At 66.7% G+C, this 19,773-nt stretch carries 17 protein-coding genes and 1 tRNA gene; 8 read left to right on the top strand and 10 right to left on the bottom strand.

Annotation, left to right across the window (positions count from 1 at the left end; all coding sequences use genetic code 11):
• Positions 1-140: 140 nt before the first annotated feature.
• The 3 genes from QSV35_RS17755 to QSV35_RS17765 form a co-directional block, all read right to left on the bottom strand.
• Positions 141-566 carry an OsmC family peroxiredoxin gene (locus QSV35_RS17755; protein ID WP_286290200.1) on the bottom strand — a complete coding sequence of 142 codons (426 nt, stop codon included), beginning with the start codon at positions 564-566 and terminating at the stop codon, positions 141-143.
• A gap of 76 nt (positions 567-642) precedes the next feature.
• Positions 643-1,110 (bottom strand): DUF4395 domain-containing protein, encoded by a 468-nt coding sequence (locus QSV35_RS17760; RefSeq protein WP_286290201.1) that lies wholly within the window; start codon positions 1,108-1,110, stop codon positions 643-645.
• Positions 1,103-1,540, bottom strand: a complete 438-nt coding sequence (locus QSV35_RS17765; protein WP_286290202.1) for a thioredoxin family protein — start codon at positions 1,538-1,540, stop codon at positions 1,103-1,105. Before QSV35_RS17765 ends, QSV35_RS17760 begins: the two co-directional genes overlap by 8 nt.
• A 95-nt stretch (positions 1,541-1,635) precedes the next feature.
• Between QSV35_RS17765 and QSV35_RS17770 the strand changes: the two genes are divergently transcribed.
• The 3 genes from QSV35_RS17770 to QSV35_RS17780 are packed head-to-tail and all read left to right on the top strand — an operon-like array spanning position 1,636 to position 3,725.
• Positions 1,636-2,448 (top strand): thymidylate synthase, encoded by an 813-nt coding sequence (locus tag QSV35_RS17770; protein WP_419956867.1) that lies wholly within the window; start codon positions 1,636-1,638, stop codon positions 2,446-2,448.
• Complete coding sequence (locus tag QSV35_RS17775; RefSeq protein ID WP_286290205.1) at positions 2,445-2,975, top strand: dihydrofolate reductase; 531 nt, start codon at positions 2,445-2,447, stop codon at positions 2,973-2,975. Before QSV35_RS17770 ends, QSV35_RS17775 begins: the two co-directional genes overlap by 4 nt.
• Positions 2,976-3,725, top strand: coding sequence for an SDR family NAD(P)-dependent oxidoreductase (locus tag QSV35_RS17780; RefSeq protein ID WP_286290206.1), 750 nt, complete (start codon positions 2,976-2,978; stop codon positions 3,723-3,725).
• Positions 3,726-3,802: 77 nt separating this feature from the next.
• On the opposite strand, the gene QSV35_RS17785 is transcribed toward QSV35_RS17780, so the two are convergent.
• The gene (locus QSV35_RS17785; RefSeq protein ID WP_286290207.1) at positions 3,803-4,084 is read right to left on the bottom strand and encodes a HesB/IscA family protein; all 282 of its coding nucleotides are present in this window, start codon (positions 4,082-4,084) and stop codon (positions 3,803-3,805) included.
• A gap of 205 nt (positions 4,085-4,289) precedes the next feature.
• Here QSV35_RS17785 and QSV35_RS17790 point away from each other — a divergent pair, with 205 nt between their 5' ends.
• Positions 4,290-6,320: an MDR family MFS transporter gene (locus QSV35_RS17790; protein WP_286290208.1), complete on the top strand. Its 2,031-nt coding sequence runs from the start codon at positions 4,290-4,292 to the stop codon at positions 6,318-6,320.
• Between the two features lie 48 nt (positions 6,321-6,368).
• Positions 6,369-6,440: transfer RNA gene (locus QSV35_RS17795), tRNA-Arg, on the top strand.
• 209 nt (positions 6,441-6,649) lie between these two features.
• Here QSV35_RS17795 and QSV35_RS17800 read toward each other — a convergent pair.
• Positions 6,650-7,780, bottom strand: coding sequence for a site-specific integrase (locus QSV35_RS17800; RefSeq protein ID WP_286290209.1), 1,131 nt, complete (start codon positions 7,778-7,780; stop codon positions 6,650-6,652).
• 956 nt (positions 7,781-8,736) lie between these two features.
• Between QSV35_RS17800 and QSV35_RS17805 the strand changes: the two genes are divergently transcribed.
• Positions 8,737-9,090: a PDDEXK family nuclease gene (locus tag QSV35_RS17805; RefSeq protein WP_286290294.1), complete on the top strand. Its 354-nt coding sequence runs from the start codon at positions 8,737-8,739 to the stop codon at positions 9,088-9,090.
• Here the strand turns inward: QSV35_RS17805 and QSV35_RS17810 are convergent.
• The 5 genes from QSV35_RS17810 to QSV35_RS17830 all read right to left on the bottom strand — a co-directional run bounded on the left by QSV35_RS17810 (position 9,087) and on the right by QSV35_RS17830 (position 15,494).
• Positions 9,087-9,254: a hypothetical protein gene (locus QSV35_RS17810; RefSeq protein WP_286290211.1), complete on the bottom strand. Its 168-nt coding sequence runs from the start codon at positions 9,252-9,254 to the stop codon at positions 9,087-9,089. The two genes, QSV35_RS17805 and QSV35_RS17810, sit on opposite strands and share 4 nt — an antisense overlap.
• Positions 9,255-9,286: 32 nt before the next feature.
• Positions 9,287-9,922, bottom strand: coding sequence for a hypothetical protein (locus QSV35_RS17815; RefSeq protein WP_286290214.1), 636 nt, complete (start codon positions 9,920-9,922; stop codon positions 9,287-9,289).
• Positions 9,923-10,087: 165 nt separating this feature from the next.
• Positions 10,088-11,209, bottom strand: a complete 1,122-nt coding sequence (locus QSV35_RS17820) for a DNA cytosine methyltransferase (protein WP_286290216.1) — start codon at positions 11,207-11,209, stop codon at positions 10,088-10,090.
• Between the two features lie 185 nt (positions 11,210-11,394).
• Positions 11,395-13,215 carry a DEAD/DEAH box helicase gene (locus QSV35_RS17825; protein ID WP_353618988.1) on the bottom strand — a complete coding sequence of 607 codons (1,821 nt, stop codon included), beginning with the start codon at positions 13,213-13,215 and terminating at the stop codon, positions 11,395-11,397.
• Positions 13,216-13,220: 5 nt separating this feature from the next.
• The gene (locus QSV35_RS17830; RefSeq protein WP_286290217.1) at positions 13,221-15,494 is read right to left on the bottom strand and encodes a hypothetical protein; all 2,274 of its coding nucleotides are present in this window, start codon (positions 15,492-15,494) and stop codon (positions 13,221-13,223) included.
• 311 nt (positions 15,495-15,805) lie between these two features.
• Between QSV35_RS17830 and QSV35_RS17835 the strand changes: the two genes are divergently transcribed.
• Together QSV35_RS17835 and QSV35_RS17840 are read left to right on the top strand one after the other, a co-directional pair.
• The gene (locus tag QSV35_RS17835) at positions 15,806-16,234 is read left to right on the top strand and encodes a very short patch repair endonuclease (protein WP_286290297.1); all 429 of its coding nucleotides are present in this window, start codon (positions 15,806-15,808) and stop codon (positions 16,232-16,234) included.
• 696 nt (positions 16,235-16,930) lie between these two features.
• Entirely contained in the window at positions 16,931-19,669 is a 2,739-nt protein-coding gene (locus tag QSV35_RS17840; RefSeq protein ID WP_286290218.1) for an AAA family ATPase, read from the top strand.
• Positions 19,670-19,773: the final 104 nt, after the last annotated feature.

A 19,773-nucleotide genomic window follows, 5' to 3' on the forward strand; every position in this document is an offset into this window, starting at 1 on the left:
TGCCGCCGCATCCGCTCCCGAACGCGAAACAGGGGGTTCGTGCCGAACCGGGGTCGTAAACCCCTGGTGTCGGCGCGAACCCCCTGTCTCACGCCCGCGCCGGGAGGGCGGCGCGGGCGCTGGCGAACGAGGCGGCGGGATCAGGCGAGCGTCGCCTCGAGCGTGATCTCGATGCCGGCGAGCGCCTGCGAGACCGGGCAGCCGGCCTTCGCCTCGGCGGCGAGGCGGTCGAAGTCCTCGGGCGAGATGCCGGGGACGTCCGCGTTCACGTTCAGGTGGCTGCCGGTGATGCCGGTGCCGGGCTTGAAGGTGACCGACGCGGTCGCCTCGATGGATGCCGGCGGGGTGCCGTTGGCGGCCAGCGCGTTCGAGAACGCCATGCTGAAGCAGGAGGCGTGGGCGGCGGCGATGAGCTCCTCGGGCGTGGTGACCGAGTTCGACCCCTCGCTGCGCGCCTTCCAGTTGACGGGGAACGAGCCGATCCCCGAGGAGGCGAAGGAGACGACGCCCTCGCCTTCGAAGAGGCTGCCCTTCCAGACGGTGGTTGCTTCACTGGTGACGGTCATCGGTACCTCCGGGGGTCTGCGGGCGCCGCACATCGCGGTGCTCCGCGGCCAGCCTAACCGGCCGTCTGCACCGACGTCAGGCCGCGCGCTGCTCGCGTCCGACGATCCCGAACCGCTGGAGGAGGAGCCAGATCTGGCAGCCGAGGCAGTATCCGAAAGCCGCGTTGAGGAATGCGGCGACGAACGCCAGGGCGGCGGCGACCGGGATGGCGAGCGGCACGCCGAGCAGGTGCAGGAGGATGCCGAGTCCCGTGACGAGGAAGCCGACCCCCTGAGCGAAGCGCGGCGGGCGCGGGTCCTCGAGCTCCTCCGGCGGCGCGAGCCGCGGACGCACGACCTTGCGGAAGACGACCCCCCACGGCGCGGTGCGCGGGGCGACGACGCCCCACAGGAACAGCAGGGCGATGACGACGAGCAGCCAGAAGGCGGCATCCGTCAGATCGATGAGTGCGAGGAACACGTCGATGAGGAGCAGCACCGACGTGATGGCGGCGCTGAAGCGGGGACCGCGCGGATCGATCCCTGCGGGCGTCTTGTCAGGCATGGGCTGTCTTTCCGGTCAGGCGGGCGAGCTCGAGTTCGATGACGTCGCGGCTGGGGGCGCCGCCGAATCGCGTCTGCACGGCACCCGCCCCGTCGAGCACGAGCGTCGTCGGCGTCTGGAGGACGTGGAAGTGGCGCGCGATGTCGGGACGGTGGGTCAGATCGACGTCGAGATGGAGCACGCCGTCGTGGTCGTCGGCGATGGACGAGAGGATGCGGTGGACCCCCGGGCAGCGCGCGCACATCTGTGTGCTGAACTGCAGCAGCGTCGCGTTCTCGCCGAGGGCGTCGGCGCCGAGCCGCTCCGGCTGGACGACCTCGTGCGCGATGTGGCGGCGAGGGCGGCTCTGCCGCCAGCGCAGGTAGACGCCGACGCCGATCGTGACCGCCAGGAGGATGGCGACCACGACGAGGGCGCTGAGGATCTTCACCGATCCAGGCTACGGCGTGAACAGCGTGCAGGGTCGAGTGTGTCGAAGCGCGACGACCGGTGTCGAACGGCTGCGTGTCGCAGGGCGCGGGTATCGTGGCATCCGTGAGCATCCCGACGCCCTACGAAGACCTGCTCCGCGATGTGCTGGAGCACGGCACCCACAAAGACGACCGCACCGGCACCGGCACGACGAGCGCGTTCGGGCGTCAGATCCGGTTCGACCTGTCGCAGGGCTTCCCCCTCATCACGACCAAGCGCGTGCATTTCAAATCGGTCGCGTACGAGCTGCTGTGGTTCCTGCGCGGCGAGTCCAACGTTTCGTGGCTGCAGGAGCACGGCGTCTCGATCTGGGACGAATGGGCGGATGCCTCTGGCGATCTGGGGCCCGTCTACGGTGTGCAGTGGCGCTCGTGGCCGACGCCCGGCGGCGAGCACATCGACCAGATCTCGCAGGTCATCGAGCAGATCCGCGCGAACCCCGACTCGCGTCGGCTCATCGTGTCGGCATGGAATCCTGCCGACATCCCCGACATGGCGCTGGCTCCGTGCCATGCGATGTTCCAGTTCTACGTCGCCGACGGCCGGCTCTCTTGCCAGCTCTACCAGCGCAGCGCCGACCTGTTCCTCGGCGTCCCGTTCAACATCGCGTCGTACGCGCTGCTGACGATGATGATCGCGCAGCAGACGGGCCTCGAACCCGGCGACTTCGTCTGGACCGGTGGCGACTGCCACGTCTACGACAACCACATCGAGCAGGTGCGCGAGCAGCTGAGCCGCGACCCCTTCCCGTACCCGACGCTGCGCTTCGCGCGGAAGCCGGAGTCGATCTTCGACTACGCATACGACGACTTCGTCGTCGAGGACTACCAGCACCACCCCGCGATCCGCGCGGCCGTCGCCGTATGAGCCGCATCGGGCTGATCTGGGCGGAGGCCGCGGACGGCGTCATCGGTGCCAACGGCGGCATGCCGTGGCACGTGCCGGAAGACCTCGCCCATTTCAAAGAGCTCACGATGGGAGCGCCGGTCGTGATGGGCCGTCGCACGTGGGAGTCGTTCCCCGACCGCTTCCGCCCGCTCCCCGGTCGCCTCAACATCGTCGTCACGCGCAACGCGGACTGGCAGGCCGAGGGCGCGGTCCGTGCGGGCTCGCTGGACGAGGCGCTCGCCGACGCGGCGACGGTCGACAGGGCGATCGCCGACGCGGCGGCGGATGCCGGCACCGTCTGGGTGATCGGCGGAGCGCAGCTGTTCGCCGAGGTGATCGGGCGCGCCGACGTGCTCGAGGTCACCGAACTCGACCTCGAGGTCTCGGGGGACACGTTCGGCCCCGACCGAACGGGCTGGCGCGTGGTCGCCGCCGATCCGAGCGCCGACGGATGGCACACCTCGCGCAGCGGCATCCGCTATCGATTCCTGCGTCTGGAGCGCTGAATGCCGACCGCTCTCGTCACGGGCGCGAGTTCGGGCCTCGGCGCCGAGTTCGCGCGGCAGCTCGCCGCCAAGGGGGCGGATGTCGTCCTCGTCGCTCGCGACGAGAAGGCGCTCGAGGCGGTCGCCGCCGAGGTGCGCGCGGCGGGTCGCCGTGCCGAGATCCTCGTGGCCGACCTGCTGGAGCCCGACGACATGGACCGCGTGACCGCTCGCGTCGGAGAGGGCGTCGACGTCCTGGTCAGCAACGCGGGCGTCGGACTGCCGCTCGCGTTCGAGAAGAACGACATCGAGGTCGAGGTGCGGCATCTGCGGCTCCACGACGAGGTCTTCCTCCGCCTCGCCCACGCGGCGCTGCCGTCGATGCTCGAGCGGGGGAGCGGGCGGATCGTGGCCGTCGCATCGGTCGCCGCCTTCATGCCGCGCTCGACGTACGGAGCGGTCAAAGCGTTCCTCGTGAGCTTCAGCCGGTGGGCGAACGCCGTCTACCGCCCGCGCGGAGTGACCGTCACCGCGGTGTGCCCAGGGTTCGTGCACACGAACTTCCATGAGCGGCTCGGACTGCCTCCCGGACAGGAGGGCATCGCGGACTGGATGTGGGTCGACGCATCCACCGTCGTCCGCGAGGGCCTGCGCGACGCCGCCCGCGGCAAGGCCGTGTCCGTGCCGACGCTCCGATACGGGGCGCTCGTGCGGCTCGTCGCTCTCCTCCCGGCATCCGTCTCCGCCCGGCTCGGTCAACGCGGGCGCTGATCCGCTCCTGGCGCGCGCGGCTGTCGTGATGCGAAGAGGGGCCGGCTGTCGCCGACCCCTCCTGCTCGGATGCGCCGTCAGCGCTGCGCGGCGAGCGCGAACTGCACGGCGCCCTCGTCGCTGACCTCCGCGTCGAGGACGCGGTCCTCGAGCGCGATCGCGGCCAGTTCGTCGAGGTAGACGCTCGCGCCATCGGTGCGGATCACCGTGTCGGCCGGTTCCGGCGCGGACACGACGTTCAGCTCGAAACCCTCACCCGTGCCGGTGGTGCGGATGCGGACTCCGCCGTCGTCGACCTGGGGGTTGCGCTCCACGATCGACTTGACCGCCTGCGCGGCATTCTCGGTCATCGTCAGCATGTTGACTCCTCACGCTCGGTTGTCCGGAACAGGCCACGATGCCCCTGTCGATCCGCAGGTGCAAGGCCTCGCGCGCATTCGGAGGGGACTCACACCCGGACCTGGGAGAACGGCCAGAACGACCTAACAGGTGCGCGTACTATTGGTCCTCTTCCCGGCCGCATCGGGCCGATGCATCCCCGCCTCTCACCTCGATCGAGGACCCATGACCGACGTTTCCACGAAAGCGCCCACGACGGGGACGAACCCGGTGATGACCCACCGGATGATCATGTTCGTCATCTTCGGCCTCATGGCCGGCATGTTCCTGTCCGCCCTCGATCAGACGGTCGTCGGCACCGCGATCCGCACGATCGGCGACGATCTGCACGGCCTCAGCGAGCAGGCGTGGGTCACGACGGCGTACCTCATCGTCTCGACGATCTCCACCCCGATCTACGGCAAGCTGTCCGACATCTTCGGTCGCCGTCCGCTGTTCATCATCGCGATCGTCATCTTCATCATCGGGTCGATCCTCGCGTCGTTCTCGACCTCGATGGTCCAGCTCGCGGCGTTCCGCGCCATCCAGGGCCTGGGCGCCGGCGGCCTCATGTCGATGCCCCTCGCGATCATGGGCGACATCCTCGCCCCGCGAGAGCGCGCGAGATACCAGGGGTACTTCCTTGCCGTCTTCGGCGTCTCGAGCGTCATCGGCCCGCTCGTCGGCGGCCTCTTCGCGGGCGCCGACCAGATCCTCGGGATCGCCGGCTGGCGCTGGGTGTTCCTCATCAACGTCCCGATCGGCCTCCTCGCCCTCGCGATCGTGTGGCGGTTCCTCCACATCCCGCGCCACCCGCACGATCGCGTGCGGATCGACTGGTGGGGTGCCACGACCGTCATCATCGCTCTCGTCCCGCTGCTGCTCGTGGCTGAGGAGGGGCAGTCGTGGGGCTGGACGTCGCCCGGCGCCATCGCGTGCTACGTGATCGGCGGCCTCGGCGCGATCGCGTTCATCATCATCGAGTTCGCGATGAAGGATGACGCGCTGATCCCGATGAAGCTTTTCCGCTCGCCGACGTTCTCCATGGCGACGGTGATCGGCGTGCTGGTCGGCTTCGGCATGTTCGGCGCCATGATGACGCTGCCGCTGTACCTGCAGATCGTGCTGGGATCGACCCCGACGCAGAGCGGTCTGCAGCTCTTCCCGATGATCCTGGGCATGATGGCGGCGTCGATCGGCAGCGGCCAGATCATCTCCCGCAGCGGGCGCTACCGGATGTTCCCCATCATCGGCACCGCGTGCCTGTCCGGCGGCTTCTTCTGGCTGACGCACCTCCAGTACGACACGTCCTACTGGGTCCTCGCCGGCGCGATGCTGCTCATCGGCATGGGTCTCGGTCAGCTCATGCAGACCCTCACGATCGCGAGCCAGAACTCGGTCGGGCTGCGCGACATGGGTGTGGCGACGAGCGCGTCGACCTTCTTCCGCCAGATCGGCGGAACGCTCGGCACGGCCGTGCTGCTGTCGCTCCTGTTCACGGTGCTGCCCTCGAACTTCCAGACCGCGTTCACCGACAAGGCCACGCTGACCGAGGCGCTGAACGCCGCCTTCGATCCGGCCGTCGCGTCGGATCCCGCGAACAAGGCGATCATGGACAAGGTCTACGGTCCGATCGTCGCGAAGGCCACCGATGCCACGACCAAGCAGATCGAGTCGGGCATCACGAAGGCACAGGAGGCTGCGAAGAACGCCGTCGCCGAGCAGGTCGCGGCCGGCAAGATCCCGGCGGCCGCACAGCCCGCCGCCGAGGCGGCCGCGGTCGCGAAGGCCACGGAACTCGCCGGCGCCGCCATCGAGAAGCAGGTCCCGGTCGCGAAGGTGGCCGCGGACGGGACGGTCACGCTCGACTTCTCCGACCCGGCCGCGCGAGAGGCGTTCGTGAAGACGGCCGTCGACAAGACGAGTTCTGGTTCGTCGTCGTCGGCGACGAAGAGCGGCTCGCTCGACACCAACGACACGTCCTTCCTCAAGGGCGCCGATCCGCGCCTCACCAAGCCGATCCTGATCGCCTTCACCGAGTCGATGGTCACCGTGTACTGGGTGTCGCTGATCGTGGTGCTGCTGGCGTTCGTGCTGACGCTGTTCTTCAAGACGCCGCCGCTGCGCGCGAAGTCGGCCCTCCAGGAGGCGCACGACGAAGCGAAGCTGCAGGCCACCACGGCAGCGGAGGAGACGGGCGCGCTCATCATCCCCTGACGTCGTCGTCAGGCAGGCGGCGTCCGGTCGATAGACTGGATGCCGCCTGCCTCTGTAGCTCAATGGAAGAGCAGCTCCGTCCTAAGGAGAGGGTTGGGGGTTCGAGTCCCTCCAGGGGCACAGTCGTTTTTTGCTTCTGATCAGGGATTTCTTCTGTGGTCAGACCACACGAAATGCGTTTTTGGCCGCTTTTTGGCCGCATTTGAGAACGCTGTGAGCCGCAAACGAGGCCGTGCACAGCGCTTCGTCGGGCGGCTCAGAACGTCGAAATCGACCATTTTGAGCGCCTCGTGGCCCGGCCGGAAAATTGAGCAATCTGCTCTCGGCGGTCACTGGGGCCGTGCGTAGCGGGTCTGCGGACCCGACGGCAGCGCCACCAGCGGCATCGCGTCGTTCAGCCGCGTCGCCACGGCATCCAGATCGTCGTCGAAGAGATCGGCGTAGGTGTCCAGCGTCATCGCCGCGGACGCGTGCCCCAGCATCCGCTGCACGGCCTTGACGTTGGCGCCCGAGCTGATCGCGAGCGAGGCGGCGGTGTGCCGCAGATCGTGCGGAGTGAGCCGCGGGATCGACGGATCCAATGCCTGTGCGCGCCGGACCGCGTTGGCGAACCACCCCTTCTCGCCCGAGTTGCGCATGTGATTGATGCCGTCGCCGAACAGCAGTCCCTCCGGGCCCTTGCCGGCGCACGCCTGCTCGATCAGGGGAGCGAGACGCTCGGGGTAGGGGACCGAGCGCTTCTCATGCGTCTTCGGCGTGCCGACGTGGATCTCGTACGCGATCATCACCGCGTTCTCCTCGATGACGAAGCGTCGACGCAGTCGGTTCACGCTGCGCACGCGCAGCCCCGTCGCCTCGCCCCACCGGAGGCCGGTGTACGCCAGAGTCAGGACAAGGGTCGGATAGGCCGAGCACGCCGCCAGGGCCGCCACCTGGTCATGGGAGAGATAGACGCGGCGCTTGCCTGGTCCGCTCCGAGGGAGATTGCGGATGTGCCGTGCCGGATTGTTCGAGAGGCGACGATCGTCGATGGCGACATCGAGGATGCCGGCGAGGACTCCCAGCGCGCGAAGAACGACCGTGCGCGACTTCTCCGTCGCGAGCTCTGACACCCAGTCCTGAACTTCAGACCGCCGGATCGACCAGATCTCTCTGTCTGCCCAGACTGGCGCGACGTGGTTCTTCCACGCCTGCTCGAGCGTCATGTAGTACGAGGGCTTCGACATCGGCGGCTGTTTGGAGCGCAGCCAGCTGTCGGCGAACATCCTGACGGGAACCCGCGACGCCACCGGATCGATGTACTCGCCCTTCGACTTGGACACTGTGACCATGGAGAGGTAGAGCTGCGCGTCGCGGATCGTCGTGAAGCCGCGCTTCTGCGCTTCGGTGCTGTCTGGTTTGCGATAGCGCACGCGATAGCGGCGGCCCTTCACCGTTTCGTACGAGGTGATGGTGCCCATCTCGACCTCCGCTCATGCCGGCTCGACGGTCAGTATCCGTTCAGTGTCGGACACTGATCGGGCGCCGTCAACGCGGCCGATGCGAGATGTGGACAGATGACGGACGACGTCGTCAACTGGCGTTGGGGGAGAGGGGGCGCCTCTCTCCGACGCCGAGAGTGTAGCGATCGATCGCGCCTCCGTTCTCGCCGCTCACTCCTTGCAGACTCCGCGCTGGCGCGCTCCGCTTAGCAGCCGTTCGACGACGAGCACTGCGCCGCGCCCCATCGCTGGGCCGCTGATTGTCGGAGGAAGGGGGCTCAGTGGGAACTCGATGCTGCGATGCGAAGGGAGCAGCCGACTGGGCCGCTGGGTCCCGCGCAGTGGCAAGGAGTCGGACTCGGCTCAGAGGCCGAGATGATCGGGCTTCGGCTTGAGCTTGGAGCTCACTGCGACCATCGCACCGACGAGGACGAGTGCCTCCCGCCCCTCGTAGACTCTGACCCACGTTGTGCACAGAGGAGCGGAAAATGGCGAGGATCCAACGTATAGAGCACGGGACGCTCGACTCAAGATTCCACCCCACCACGGTTGTGTGCGCGGCACAGCTAGTCGAGGACCCGAATGGCGACGTACTCGTTCAACTCGCCAGCTTCGGGTCCGGATCGGCTGAGTCGAGTTCAAAACGTCACGTCACTCAGACCTACCAGTTCGATCGAGCGGCCGCACAGAGCTTGTTGGGCTACTTCCTACGCGCGTTCGGGCACTCGATTGTCGACGAAGCGGGCGGGGATGTGCAGCACGGCCAACGCTCTGATTCGGTCGAGGGGATGAGGGCGGTATGAGGCTCCCGGGAGATGAACGGTCAGGTGACGGCACGTCCTGGGCGACCAGGGCACGTCGATCGATGATCGCCAACCGGCGACGATGTCACTAGACCCGAGCTCGCCGTCCGGAGGCTACTCCACTCAGCTGGTCTGAGGTGTCGCGTTGACTATTCGCCTCTGGGAGATCGTCGACGAGCCGAAATAGTGCTCACGATAGCGCGCGTCGCTGTATTCATTGATGGTTGCTTCTGGCACGGCTACCCGGAGCACGCCACCCGTCCTCGCAGTAACAGCGACTATTGGACTCAGGAGCTGTACCGAAACACAGAACGCGACCGAGTGACCGATCGCGAGCTCGGCGAAGCAGGATGGAGCGTGCTTCGGTTCTGGAAGCACGAAGACGCTGCCCACATCACAGGGGCAGTCATCAGCAGTGCCCGCCGTGATGGAGATGAGACCCCGCGAATCGCGTGGGCCCACCAGTCAACCGCCGTCGCGGACTAGGCGTCGACGCGCACACGATTCGTCGGGACGACCAGCGCCCCGCCATGCGCCTGCGCGCCGACGTAGAGGAGGATTGAGGCTGCAATCTCACGCATCAGCGCAGGCGGCACCGCGGTACCGATCATCGTCGCCAGGCTGGTGCGCTTCGAGATCGCATCTCTCACGACCTGCCCACTGCGGGGAACGCGTGCAGAAGTCAGAACAAGGTGGGCCGACCCTCCTCCGGTGCCGCGACGACGACCTCATCCGGCTGGGACTGTTTGCGGGCCGTCTTCGGTAATGATCGGAAGCTCGCCCGCGCGTCGAAGATCGACGCCGTGAGGGCGAGCATCTCGACGATTGAAGGCGCGTAGACGACAACCAGGGTGTGGCCTCGGCTGGAGTCGAGTCCGAGCCCGCAGCCGCTCTCGGCGATGAAGGGCTGGAGTAACCTCAAGCGATCTTCATCTGAGGCGAATAGCACCACCGGCTCGGGTGACCACGAGTGAGCCAGGTGTGACCGGCAACTGGCTACGGGATAGAACCCAAGTGCCGAGAGGACATGGCTCAGGCCGGAGACTCCCAAGTCAAGTCCCCAAAGGCAGTGCTGGTCTTCGGCGAGGGTTGCAGGAAGGTCTGCGAGCGCTTCAAGGTCTTCGATCTCGCCATCAGCGTCGATACCCTCGGCCGCCTTCGCTAGCTCCTCGAACTCGGCCTCATTGGCCGAGTGATTGGCGACCCACGCCGCCGCCTTCTGCTCCCAAAGCATGACGCCGCGTGCATCTGCGACGGGCGTGCCTGTAATCACGCGGACGTCGCGGAAATACAGCCCGGCGTATCCTTCTTCATCCATGTCGCTTGGCTTCGGAACCCAAAGATCTCCGAATGCTGGGAGAGACGAATCGACCTTGACTTCACGTCGCGGGTACATGCGAGCATTGTCGCGCCGAACGGGCGCAGTGCAGGGCGCCCTGCCGATCTTGGTACGACTTGGCCGAGCTCTTGAGCCGTGAGTTGATCAGACAGCGAGTGCCAACTCGCCTCCGGTCATGGACGGTTCGAGCCTGAGTTGATCGATGGTGCCCGGCTTGAGCGCGAGTAAGTCGATGACCGCTGCACCGACTTCCCGCATCAACGCGGGCGGGACAGCGTTGCCGATCATCGTTGCAAGATCAGCGCGCTTCATGGCCACGCTGAAGGAGAAGTAGTCGGGAAAGCCCTGGATCCGAGCGGCTTCGTGGGCGGTGAGCGCTCGCAGCGCGCTCGGGTGCATGTATCGCCCCTGTCCGATGCTGCCAAAGCCGCTCGTGACCGTCTGGGCGGGATCGTTCCAACTCAGCCGCCCATACATCGACTTGTATGAGTGATTGCCGTCCTGATGGCACTTCGGGCGCCGTTCGTTTGGAAGGTCGAGGTCTCCCGACTCCTGCATGTACTCCATGCGCTCGATGTTCGCGGCACTCGCTTTCGGCGGCGTGTCATAGCCGGTAGGGTTCGTAAGCTCCTTCAGGTCGCCGATCGCCCACTCAAGATTGAACGATGAGTCCTCGGCTCGGGACGCGAGGTCGCTGAGCACGAGCTTCGGATCGATGCCTTCGACTTTCGACGCCAGGAGAACGTGGCGGCGACGCTTCTGAGCAACGCCGAGCGCGTGCATGCCGACCGTGGTGGTCGCGACGTCATAGCCGAGCTTCTCAAGGAAGTCGAAGGTGGTCTGTACAACTCCCGCGGTGTCGAGACGAACCGTGGGTACGTTCTCGATCAGGACGATCGAGGGCTCAAGAACCAGAGCCGCCCGAGCCATCTTCAGGTAGAGCTTGTTCTTCGGATCATCGCGACGCGTTCGGTTGTTAAGATCGCTGTGTCCTTGGCACGGCGGGCCGCCGAACAGCAGATGCGTTGTCCCAATCCTTTTCCGCGTCTTGAGCTCCGCCTCGGTGAGTTCATCGGTCAGCTCGCCATCAAAGTAATCTTCGACGGACGCCATCACCGCGTTCGCTCCGGGAAAGTTGGCTTGATACACGTCGACTGCGGCCTGCTCGAAGTCGACCGCGAGGCGCACATCGAGCGCGAGCCCGGCATCAGAGGCAGCCTGGGCGGCGCCCAGGGTGAGTCCTCCGCAGCCCGCGAACAGGTCCACGATTCGCAACGAAGGATCACCCGACTCGAAGGACGGACGAGCATTCTCCCGGAGGGGGAAGGCGGGGGCTGGGGTAACGGGCGAGGCTGGCATGTCGCTTGAGTTTAGTTCCGCCCTTGAGAAAACTCGAGCGGAAACCACAATTGGGGAAAGTGCCCGACCGGAGGGCGCCTGTGGATGAAAGGTCAGTTCAGATGCCGGAGCAGATCAGCGAGCTCATCGCGGCTGAATCCAGCGGCGGCCGGACCGATCTGAACTCGGGTCAGGCGTTCGAGGGTGGGGTCGTTGAGCACCTCGTCCATAGCCCGTAGCTTCCGGCGCAGCGCGGCGTCGATACGCTCATCGATCGTTTCGATCCCCTGCAAGACGATCGCTCTCGCCGTGGTCCCCTGCGGCATCCCGACGCGGTGCGTCCGGTCGAGCGCCTGGAGGAAGAGCCCGGCGTTGAAGGTGCGGTCGACGTGTAACTGGGTTTGGCAGACATGGTGCAGGCTGACTCCCTCACCGAGGGTCTGAGGGGTGGCCAGCAGGACCGTGCAATCAGAATCGTGGCGGAACCGCCGCAGCTCACGCTCGCGATCGGTGGGTGCGCCAGGGTCGTGACGTGGGGTTGCTCCTGTAATCACCGCGGGTGCGTAAGGCTCCAGCAATCGCTGGAGCGCGTCGATATTTCCGAGGAAGTTTGTCCATATCAGCAACTTCTCGCCGCGCGAGGCGTAGTCGGCGGCATACCGGGCTGCAGCGAGCAGCTTGCCCGGTCTCGCGACGGCTCGGACATCGGCGATCAGCTCGGAGAGGGGGCGCCCGGCATCGATGTCACTCGGCCAGACCAACTCCCCGTCCGTCACCGGCTCCACAAGGGCTGGATTTGACGCGCACGCGATGAGGCGGGTCACGGCCTGCTGAACGTACTCGGGGTGTTCTGCCTGCAACTCCGGATTGTTCTTGAGGCCGCTGGCCAGCGCGTTGTACACGCGCATGTGCGCATCATCGAGCCGCACCGGCTCGATCTCAATGACAGCCTCGTCGAGCCCCAGCCCGTCCTTGGTGATGCGTACCCACGAGCGCTCGGCATGGGGAGTGTGCGTGCTTGCGAGTCGCGCGCCTTGACCGGGCCACGCAAGGTCGAGGATCGCGACGAGGTCCTCAGGCCCATTCGGCATGGGCGTCCCGGTGAGCACGAGTCGCGCGGCGGCGATCCCGGCCAAGTCCGCGGCGCCGAAACCGTGGAGACCATCCTTGCCCCGCTTCGCCCGGTGTGCCTCGTCGAACACGACCGCGAAGTGGCGCCCGTGCGACCATGCGTCGATCGCCGCGCGAACGCCGGGTTGCGCGGCGCGCTCGTAGTTGTAGACCAAGACCTCGCTTCGTCGTGAAGGCGAGGTGGGCGCGAGCTCCACGACGGGGATGTCGCCCATCGCGAAGCAGTCCGTCGCCTCGTCCTCCCACGCTTCGTAGGCGCTCTGCGGAGCGATTACAAGCATGCGATCTACGAGCCCGGCGGCTCGCATCAGCGCGTAGACCGCGTAGGTCATGGTGGTCTTCCCGCTCCCGGGTACGGAGAAGTTTCCGCCGCCGCCACTCGAAACGAGCTGGGCGACGGCATCGCGCTGGGCTGGAAGCAGCTGACGGGCGAATCCTGCGTCACGAAGCGTCTGGTCAAGGTCTGCGCCGGCCCGCGTGGCGGGTGCCGCGAGTACTCGATCGACGGCACTCTGCACTGCCGACGCCGATCCTGCGGCTGCTCGAGCATCCTGCGTCCAGTGCCATTCCCACCGTCCTGCGGGCCACGGACGGCTGAGGATGTCCGCCACATCACCGGCCTTCTCGACTGGCACAATAAGACGCCGATCACCATCGTCGCTTGCGCCGGTCTGGAGTAGGAACTCCTGGGCGAGCGATAGCCAAGCCGACCGCGGCATCCCGGTCGGGGCGACGACAATGAGATCGCCGCCCCGACGAGATACGTTGCCTGAGGATCCCTCTTCGAGTGAGTCGTTCTCCATGGCGATCAGCGGGATATGCGACTCGCGGCGCGGGCGTACGCCTTGCCTACCTGGAAGAAGTCGACCAGTGACTGCAGGACTGGGATGACCTCATCGACGAGGATCTCGTTGATGCCGATCTCCTCGTACACCGGCTCACCCCAGAGGTCGGGCGCGTAGTCCGTCTCAAGCGGAAGTTCATCGTTGGGCGGAGTGTGGCCCAGCAGCTCCCCAGGGAGTATCTCCTTGAGACGCTCCGATCCGAACTCGCCATCGCGAGCCCGCTTGAGCGAGTCGACCAGTTCCTGGACCAGTCGTGCGAACTCGGTCTGCGGGTTGTCCGACGTGGTGCGGGCGCCCAGCCAACGCTGGCGGAGATACACGTCCGTGAGCTCTTGATCGTCATCTCGATCAAGAGGGATGGTCTGCGCTGCGGACGCCGTGAGCGCGGCGATGGCGTCGGACAGCTCGGTGATGCCGACCTCGTGCTGCGCCATCGTGCGGAGCAGGATGCTCGGGTCGCTCGCCGAGATGTCGTTCGACTTACCACCGGCGCCGAGGCCCGTGCGTGACAGTGCCGTGCGCTGCGCGATGAGCCCCGGGTTGGCCATCAGCGCGAGGCCTCCGAGCGCCGCGATCGCGCGCTGTGCGGGCCCGGCGTTGTCAGGGTCGTCGTCCGCGCTGCGGCTGCTTCGCTCCGCCTGGGCGAGGGCAGTGAGCTCGGCGAGCGGCAGCGTCAGAAGCGACGGCCAGATGACTTCGTTCTCATGCTCACTCGTCTTCCAGAACCAGCCGTGTCGGAAGGTCCCGAAGATGGCAGCCTGAATCGTTCCCTCCCAGCCGGACCCGTTGAGCCCGAGGGCCGCGATCGCCTGGGCGGCAGCCACCTTCGCCCGATCGTCCGAATGTACACGCGTGCTGTTCAGGCGCAGGCGCTGGTTGACGATCTCAAGCGAGTCCACCGACGAACTCTCGTCAGCCGGAGGCATTGCTGACTGCACGGTGAGCGCTGCCAGGAGCTTCGTCGTCGAGACGAGCAGGTTGCCGGGATTGCCGTCGTCCGTCTGCGGCGGACCACTCCATTCTGCAAGTGACTCGCCAAGCCACATCGAGCGCTCCGTCTGGCTGACGCGCGAATCCGCCACCAGGTCGTCCACAGCGCCGATCGCGATCAGGCCGAGGACGTCTGCGTCGTTCCACCGCTCCTTTGCCTTGCCAGGCATGTGGTAGCTCCGGATGAGCTCCTGCACCGTGTCCGACACCGGGTGCGCGAGCCCGCGACGTTCGGCGATGACGGGATCGGGGTTGACGGCGACGATCAGGTTGACCTCCATCGTCCGGATGAGCTGGAACGCGACCGCAGCCGGCGTGACCGCGGCGACAGACTCGACCCACCCTTCGACGTTGGTCGCACCGGGGAAGTACCCTGCGGCGGCGGTCGAGGAGAACTTCAGGCTCTCCGACAGGGTCGAGAGATCCTCGGCAGTGAGATCACGCAGGCGCGGTTGGGCACTGCGCAGCCAGCGCTCGGTAGCGACGCTGGCGACGTTCCGATTGGCGAGCACGTCCATCGCCGCGAGAGCGGAGAACAGGCGCTGCGCACCCTCAGCTGCCTGAGCGACCCATGCGCTTCCGGTCGCCGAGTTGAGCTGCGTCAGGACCACGTCAGGCGGATCGAGCACACCGAACTGGATGATGCTGTCGATGCGTCCCTTCTTCGGGCCGTCCGCTGCGGTGTAGTTTGACAGGCCGAGCAGACGGCGCTGCGCTGAGACGATCTCGATGACGCTCTCCGGCCCATCGACATCCATCGTGGGGAGCGACAGCAGCGGGTGGTCCTCCGCGGTGGTAACCAGATGGACCTCGCTGCCTCGCAGTTCGGACCCCATGCGACGGAGCGCGCGGCCGTTCAGCATCCAGGGGAAGATCAGCGGGGTGTTCACGGTGAGGCGGACGAAACGAAGAGTCCCGCTCTCGGTGCGCTTGGTCTGGATCTCGCCGAGCGCCTTCATGTTCCGGTCGGTGTCGGCGTTCAGAGCCTCCACCTGCCGCACGATGCCGAGGTCGACCGCGTCCACCGCGATGCCGTGCTCCGCGGCGAACACCTCGCGGAATCGGCCGCCCAGCCGACTCAGCGGTGCGCCGTCATGCTCGTCAGGGCGGCCGGCCTCCGGGCGGAACGGGATCGGGAGTAGCTTGCGGTCCACGATGCGTGAGACGGGCGGTGCGGTCTCGGGATCCGCGAGCGGGCGCAGGACCCCCGCGCCGGTCTTGCTCTTGCTGGTTGTGGTGCGTGCCACGATCTGACCTCCTCGGGTCATTCGGGCCCGTGCTGGTCGATCGTCAGAAGACACGCATCCAACATCGGCGTGGAGTCATCACGCCTGTTAAACACGAAACTTCCTCCATTCGAACCGGAACTTCGATCTCGGGCACCGCAACAGCTTCAGTCACTGCATTGGAACCCGCTCTGACCTCGGTACGGCACGAGCAGGGTTATCTGTTCGCCGCCACAGTATCAGACCCGATCGCCGATCCAGTCCATGACGCATAAATTGGTTCCATGAGCAGCTCGGAGTCGTGGGCGTCGAGTGCTGGCACTGCGAAGTCAATGAAGGGCAACAAGCGCCGCGACACCTCATTCGAACTTGCGGTGCGGTGTGAGCTTCACCGCCGCGGATTTCGGTACAGAGTCGACTTCGCCCCGCTCGCGACAGTGCGTTCGCGCGCTGACATCGTCTTCCGCGGTGCCCGAGTCGCCGTCTATCTTGACGGCTGTTTCTGGCACGGATGCCCAGTCCACGCCACATCGCCCAAGAGCAACGCCAGCTACTGGCTTCCGAAGCTCGAGCGCAATCGAGAACGAGACAGCCAGATCAATGGTGCGCTTCGTGCGGAGGGTTGGATGGTTCTGCGCTTCTGGGAGCATGAACCGCCTGGCGACATCGCACAGAGGATCGCCGACGAGGTCCGGGCGCGCAGGCTCGGCGAGCAGACAATCGCTACCGATGCGCCGTCGCGCGAGCCGCATCTCGGATAGTTTGAAATGCCGCCGGTCAGGAGGCTGGTTCAAGAGCAATGAAGTGTCCGGCGTCAAATTGACGCTCCAGCCGTTTACGACCAACCAGCTCAAGCGCTCAGACTGCCAGACGGTGCTCAACAGGCCTCAGATCCTCCAACTCTGTCGACAGCGCTCAGAGCGGAACTACTGGCGCTCCCTCGGTTTGTCGGCCGATGACGCTACGGCGAACCGGCTTGTCGCCGTAGACCTCCATGCTGAGGTGGAGTGACCAGTCGTGATTGCGTAAGGCCGGGTCATGAAGCGACCTGCTGGGATCAGAACCGCAGTAGCCGCACCCACCGCTTCACCATTGGGAACGCGACGCCCTCAGCCCCTGGAAGCCGACCGGCTATCGCGATCTGCATGAAGCCGTCACACGCCGATGAGTTCGTAGCCGACCGAGCGGTGAATCGGCTGATCGAGGCGAGCATCGATCACGTAACAGAGCGATCGATGCAGGCGTGAACAAGGGCAATGCAGACGAAGTAGAGGCGTCGACCAGCCAAGAACCGAGCAGTGCAGAGACGGAAGCAGAGCGATCGACGCAGATACGAAACAGAGCAATGCACGCAGGCACCATGGGTGGGCGACGACCTTTGAAACCTCTTCGCTACAGTTACCTGCACGGCAGAAAAAGCCCTGGCTAACGGTGAAAACCTAACCTACCCTGGCGGCATGCGCGGCGGTCTCGAGCGATGGAAACGGGGTGTCGATTCTCACGGCGTCCGACAGGCGATCTCGTACGCGCTCGAGGGCACGTGCGACGCTCATCTGCAGGACACGACCGGCGCCGAAGCGCTCGAGGCGTACGGCGCAGCATCCGATTCAACAGTCTCTCGTTTCATCGTCGAGAACGGCGTCATCACCACCGACGAGCTCACCGCCGGGGGTCTTCGTGTCTGGCTCACCGGGCACGATCCCATCACAGGGGACGAGCGCGGTCACCAGCGGCTGAGCCCCGACGCCGACCTGCTGCTCGACGGGACGCTCAACCACCCGAAGTCGTACAGCATCGCCGCGCTGCTGCATCCCGAACTCGCTGCCGAGTTCGAAGCGCTCCAAGATCGACTGCGCGACCGCATCCTGCTCACGTGGCAGACCGAGCTGAACGCGCGGCGCGGCCACGGCGGGCTCGTCCGCGAAGAGATCACCCGCATCGAGGTCGTCGAGTTGCAGCATCGTCGCTCGCGCGCACTCGACCCGCACATCCACCGCCACCTGTGGTTGAACATCAAGGTGCTCGGCGCGGACGGGAGATGGTCGAACGTCGACTCGCGCGTCGCGATGAAGCTGCACACCGTCGTGAACGCGGAGGGTGAGCTTGCCGCCCGTACCGATCCCGCGTGGATCGCCGCGCTCGCGCGCCACGGCTACACGCTCGACGATGCGGGGGAGATCGCCGAGCTCGCCGGTGCCGTCCGTGCGCTTTCGCGTCGGTCGGCGCAAATAGAGGCCAACCGCGCGCGCCTCATCGCCGAGTGGTCGGCGACGCACGGGCGATCGACGCCAAGCGTCGAGGTGCTGCACCAGATCGACCGGCGCGCGTGGGCGGTGTCGCGCCCGAACAAGCCGGCTGATCTCGACGAGATCTCGTGGGAGACGAGAGTCCGCGACGAGATCGCGGCGATCGACCCGAGTCTGGTCGCCGAGCGAGCGCCCATCGCCATCGATGCGACAGACCTCGACGCTCTCGATCTCGACCTGCTCGCAGCCATGGCGATCGTCGACGCGGACGAACGGTCGACATCATCCGGTGGACGGGTCAGCGCCGTCGACATCCGCGCCGGTGCGACACGCGCGCTCTCGCGCACGCGCATCGTTGCGCCGCGCGATCAGCTCGACGGTGTCATCGCGGAGATCAGCCGGCGCGCTGCGACGGCCGTCGTGCGGCTCGTCGCTGATGACGCTCCCTCGCACGTGAAGGCGTTCATGGCGACCGAAACAGTGCGCGCGAAGATCCGCCTCGCGGGTCGCCTGGACGCGCTCGCCACGGCCGGGCGCTCTCTCCTGCCGACGGAGTTGCGCCGGCTCGCGTCGGCGGGGGACGTCTCGATACTGGATGCTTCGCAGAACGCGGCCGCGTGTGCCATCGCCGGCACCGACGGGCTCGTGGCGGTGACCGGTCCCGCCGGGACGGGAAAGACAACGATGCTACGCGCCGCGTTCCGAGCCCTCGCGGCGCAGCGGCGGAGGATGCTGGTCGTTGCTCCGACCCGCAAGGCGGCCTCGGTGGCGGCTCGCGAGATCGGGACCGCGGCATCCAGCATTCATGCGCTGCTCGCCGATCACGGCTACCGGTGGAGAACCGACGAAGCCGGCGCGAAGGTGTGGACGCGGCTCGCCCGCGGCGATGCTGATCCGATGGGCGGCACGTACAGCGGTCCGGTGCGGTGGACGCTGGGTGCCCACGACCGGATCGTCGTCGACGAAGCCGGCATGCTCGACCTGCAGACCGCGAACGTCCTCGCCGAGCTCGCGCTCGAGCTGCGGGTCGGTCTTGTGTTCGTCGGCGACCCGCACCAAGCGTTGCCGGTCGGGCATGCCGGGGCGATGGCATCCGCAATCCGCCTCGCCAACGCACCCGTCGAACTCGACACTGTGCACCGGTTCCGCGACCCCGAGTATGCGGCGCTCACACTGCGGTTGCGCGACGCGGGCGATCGCGAGCACGCTCTCGGCGTCGCCGGCGAGCTCGCCGAGCGCGGCCACCTCGAGCGGGTCGATCATCACGACGCGGCGCGCGAGCGGATGATCGACGCGTACTTCGACTGGCACACGCGCGGCAAGCGGGTGACGTTGGTTTCCGGTACCAACGCTGAGGCGGATGCCATCAACGACGCCATTCAGCAGCGCCGCGTCGAGCGGGGCGAGCTCGATGCCCGCGTCGTCGCGTGGGGGATGGGGGAGCAGCGCATCCTCGTCGGCGACACCGTGCAGACGCGCCGCAACGACCGGCTCACGGGCGTCGAGAACCGCGCCCAGTGGGTCGTGCGGGGCATCCGCGACGAGTTCGTGTCACTCGTCTCTGTCGGCGACAGCGGCGAGGTGCGGCGGGTGTCTGCCGAGTACGCCCGTGAGCACCTTCAACTCGCCTACGCGTCGACCGTTCACGGGGTCCAGGGCGACACGGCCGACGCGTCCGTTGTCGGGCCGGATGTGGATGCCGCGGGACTCTACGTCGGACTCACGCGCGGCCGGCTAGACAACGTCGCGATCGTCGTCGCGCGGACGGATGCTGCGGCGCGCGAGCGGATCGCCGAGTCGATGCAGCGCGGCACTCCGGAGCTAACTGTGCAAGATGCTGTGCGCGCGGTCGAGGCGGAGTTGCGGCGCGCGGCGAGGAACCGAGAGGCGGCTGTGATGACGGGGCCGGTAGTTGGGGCGCCGAGTGCGGGGCGCGGGATCGGGAGGTAGCGGCGTTTGATACGCGGGGCGTTCAGCGGGCAGGCATTCGGGGCGGCTATTAGGGCGAGGTCGGATGTGTCATGAGAGGCGCTCGCGACGTCTCCTCGCCTGTC

It is taken from the genome of Microbacterium candidum (assembly GCF_030315975.1).
Classification (GTDB): domain Bacteria; phylum Actinomycetota; class Actinomycetes; order Actinomycetales; family Microbacteriaceae; genus Microbacterium; species Microbacterium candidum.

Excerpts from the sequence above, each read along its gene's own strand:
- QSV35_RS17755 (WP_286290200.1), bottom strand. The coding sequence starts at position 566 with ATGACCGTCACCAGTGAAGCAACCACCGTCTGGAAGGGCAGCCTCTTC.
- QSV35_RS17760 (WP_286290201.1), bottom strand. The coding sequence starts at position 1,110 with ATGCCTGACAAGACGCCCGCAGGGATCGATCCGCGCGGTCCCCGCTTC.
- QSV35_RS17775 (WP_286290205.1), top strand. The coding sequence starts at position 2,445 with ATGAGCCGCATCGGGCTGATCTGGGCGGAGGCCGCGGACGGCGTCATC.
- QSV35_RS17780 (WP_286290206.1), top strand. The coding sequence starts at position 2,976 with ATGCCGACCGCTCTCGTCACGGGCGCGAGTTCGGGCCTCGGCGCCGAG.
- QSV35_RS17785 (WP_286290207.1), bottom strand. The coding sequence starts at position 4,084 with ATGCTGACGATGACCGAGAATGCCGCGCAGGCGGTCAAGTCGATCGTG.
- QSV35_RS17790 (WP_286290208.1), top strand. The coding sequence starts at position 4,290 with ATGACCGACGTTTCCACGAAAGCGCCCACGACGGGGACGAACCCGGTG.
- QSV35_RS17800 (WP_286290209.1), bottom strand. The coding sequence starts at position 7,780 with ATGGGCACCATCACCTCGTACGAAACGGTGAAGGGCCGCCGCTATCGC.
- QSV35_RS17815 (WP_286290214.1), bottom strand. The coding sequence starts at position 9,922 with ATGGATGAAGAAGGATACGCCGGGCTGTATTTCCGCGACGTCCGCGTG.
- QSV35_RS17825 (WP_353618988.1), bottom strand. The coding sequence starts at position 13,215 with ATGGAGAACGACTCACTCGAAGAGGGATCCTCAGGCAACGTATCTCGT.
- QSV35_RS17835 (WP_286290297.1), top strand. The coding sequence starts at position 15,806 with ATGAAGGGCAACAAGCGCCGCGACACCTCATTCGAACTTGCGGTGCGG.
- QSV35_RS17840 (WP_286290218.1), top strand. The coding sequence starts at position 16,931 with ATGCGCGGCGGTCTCGAGCGATGGAAACGGGGTGTCGATTCTCACGGC.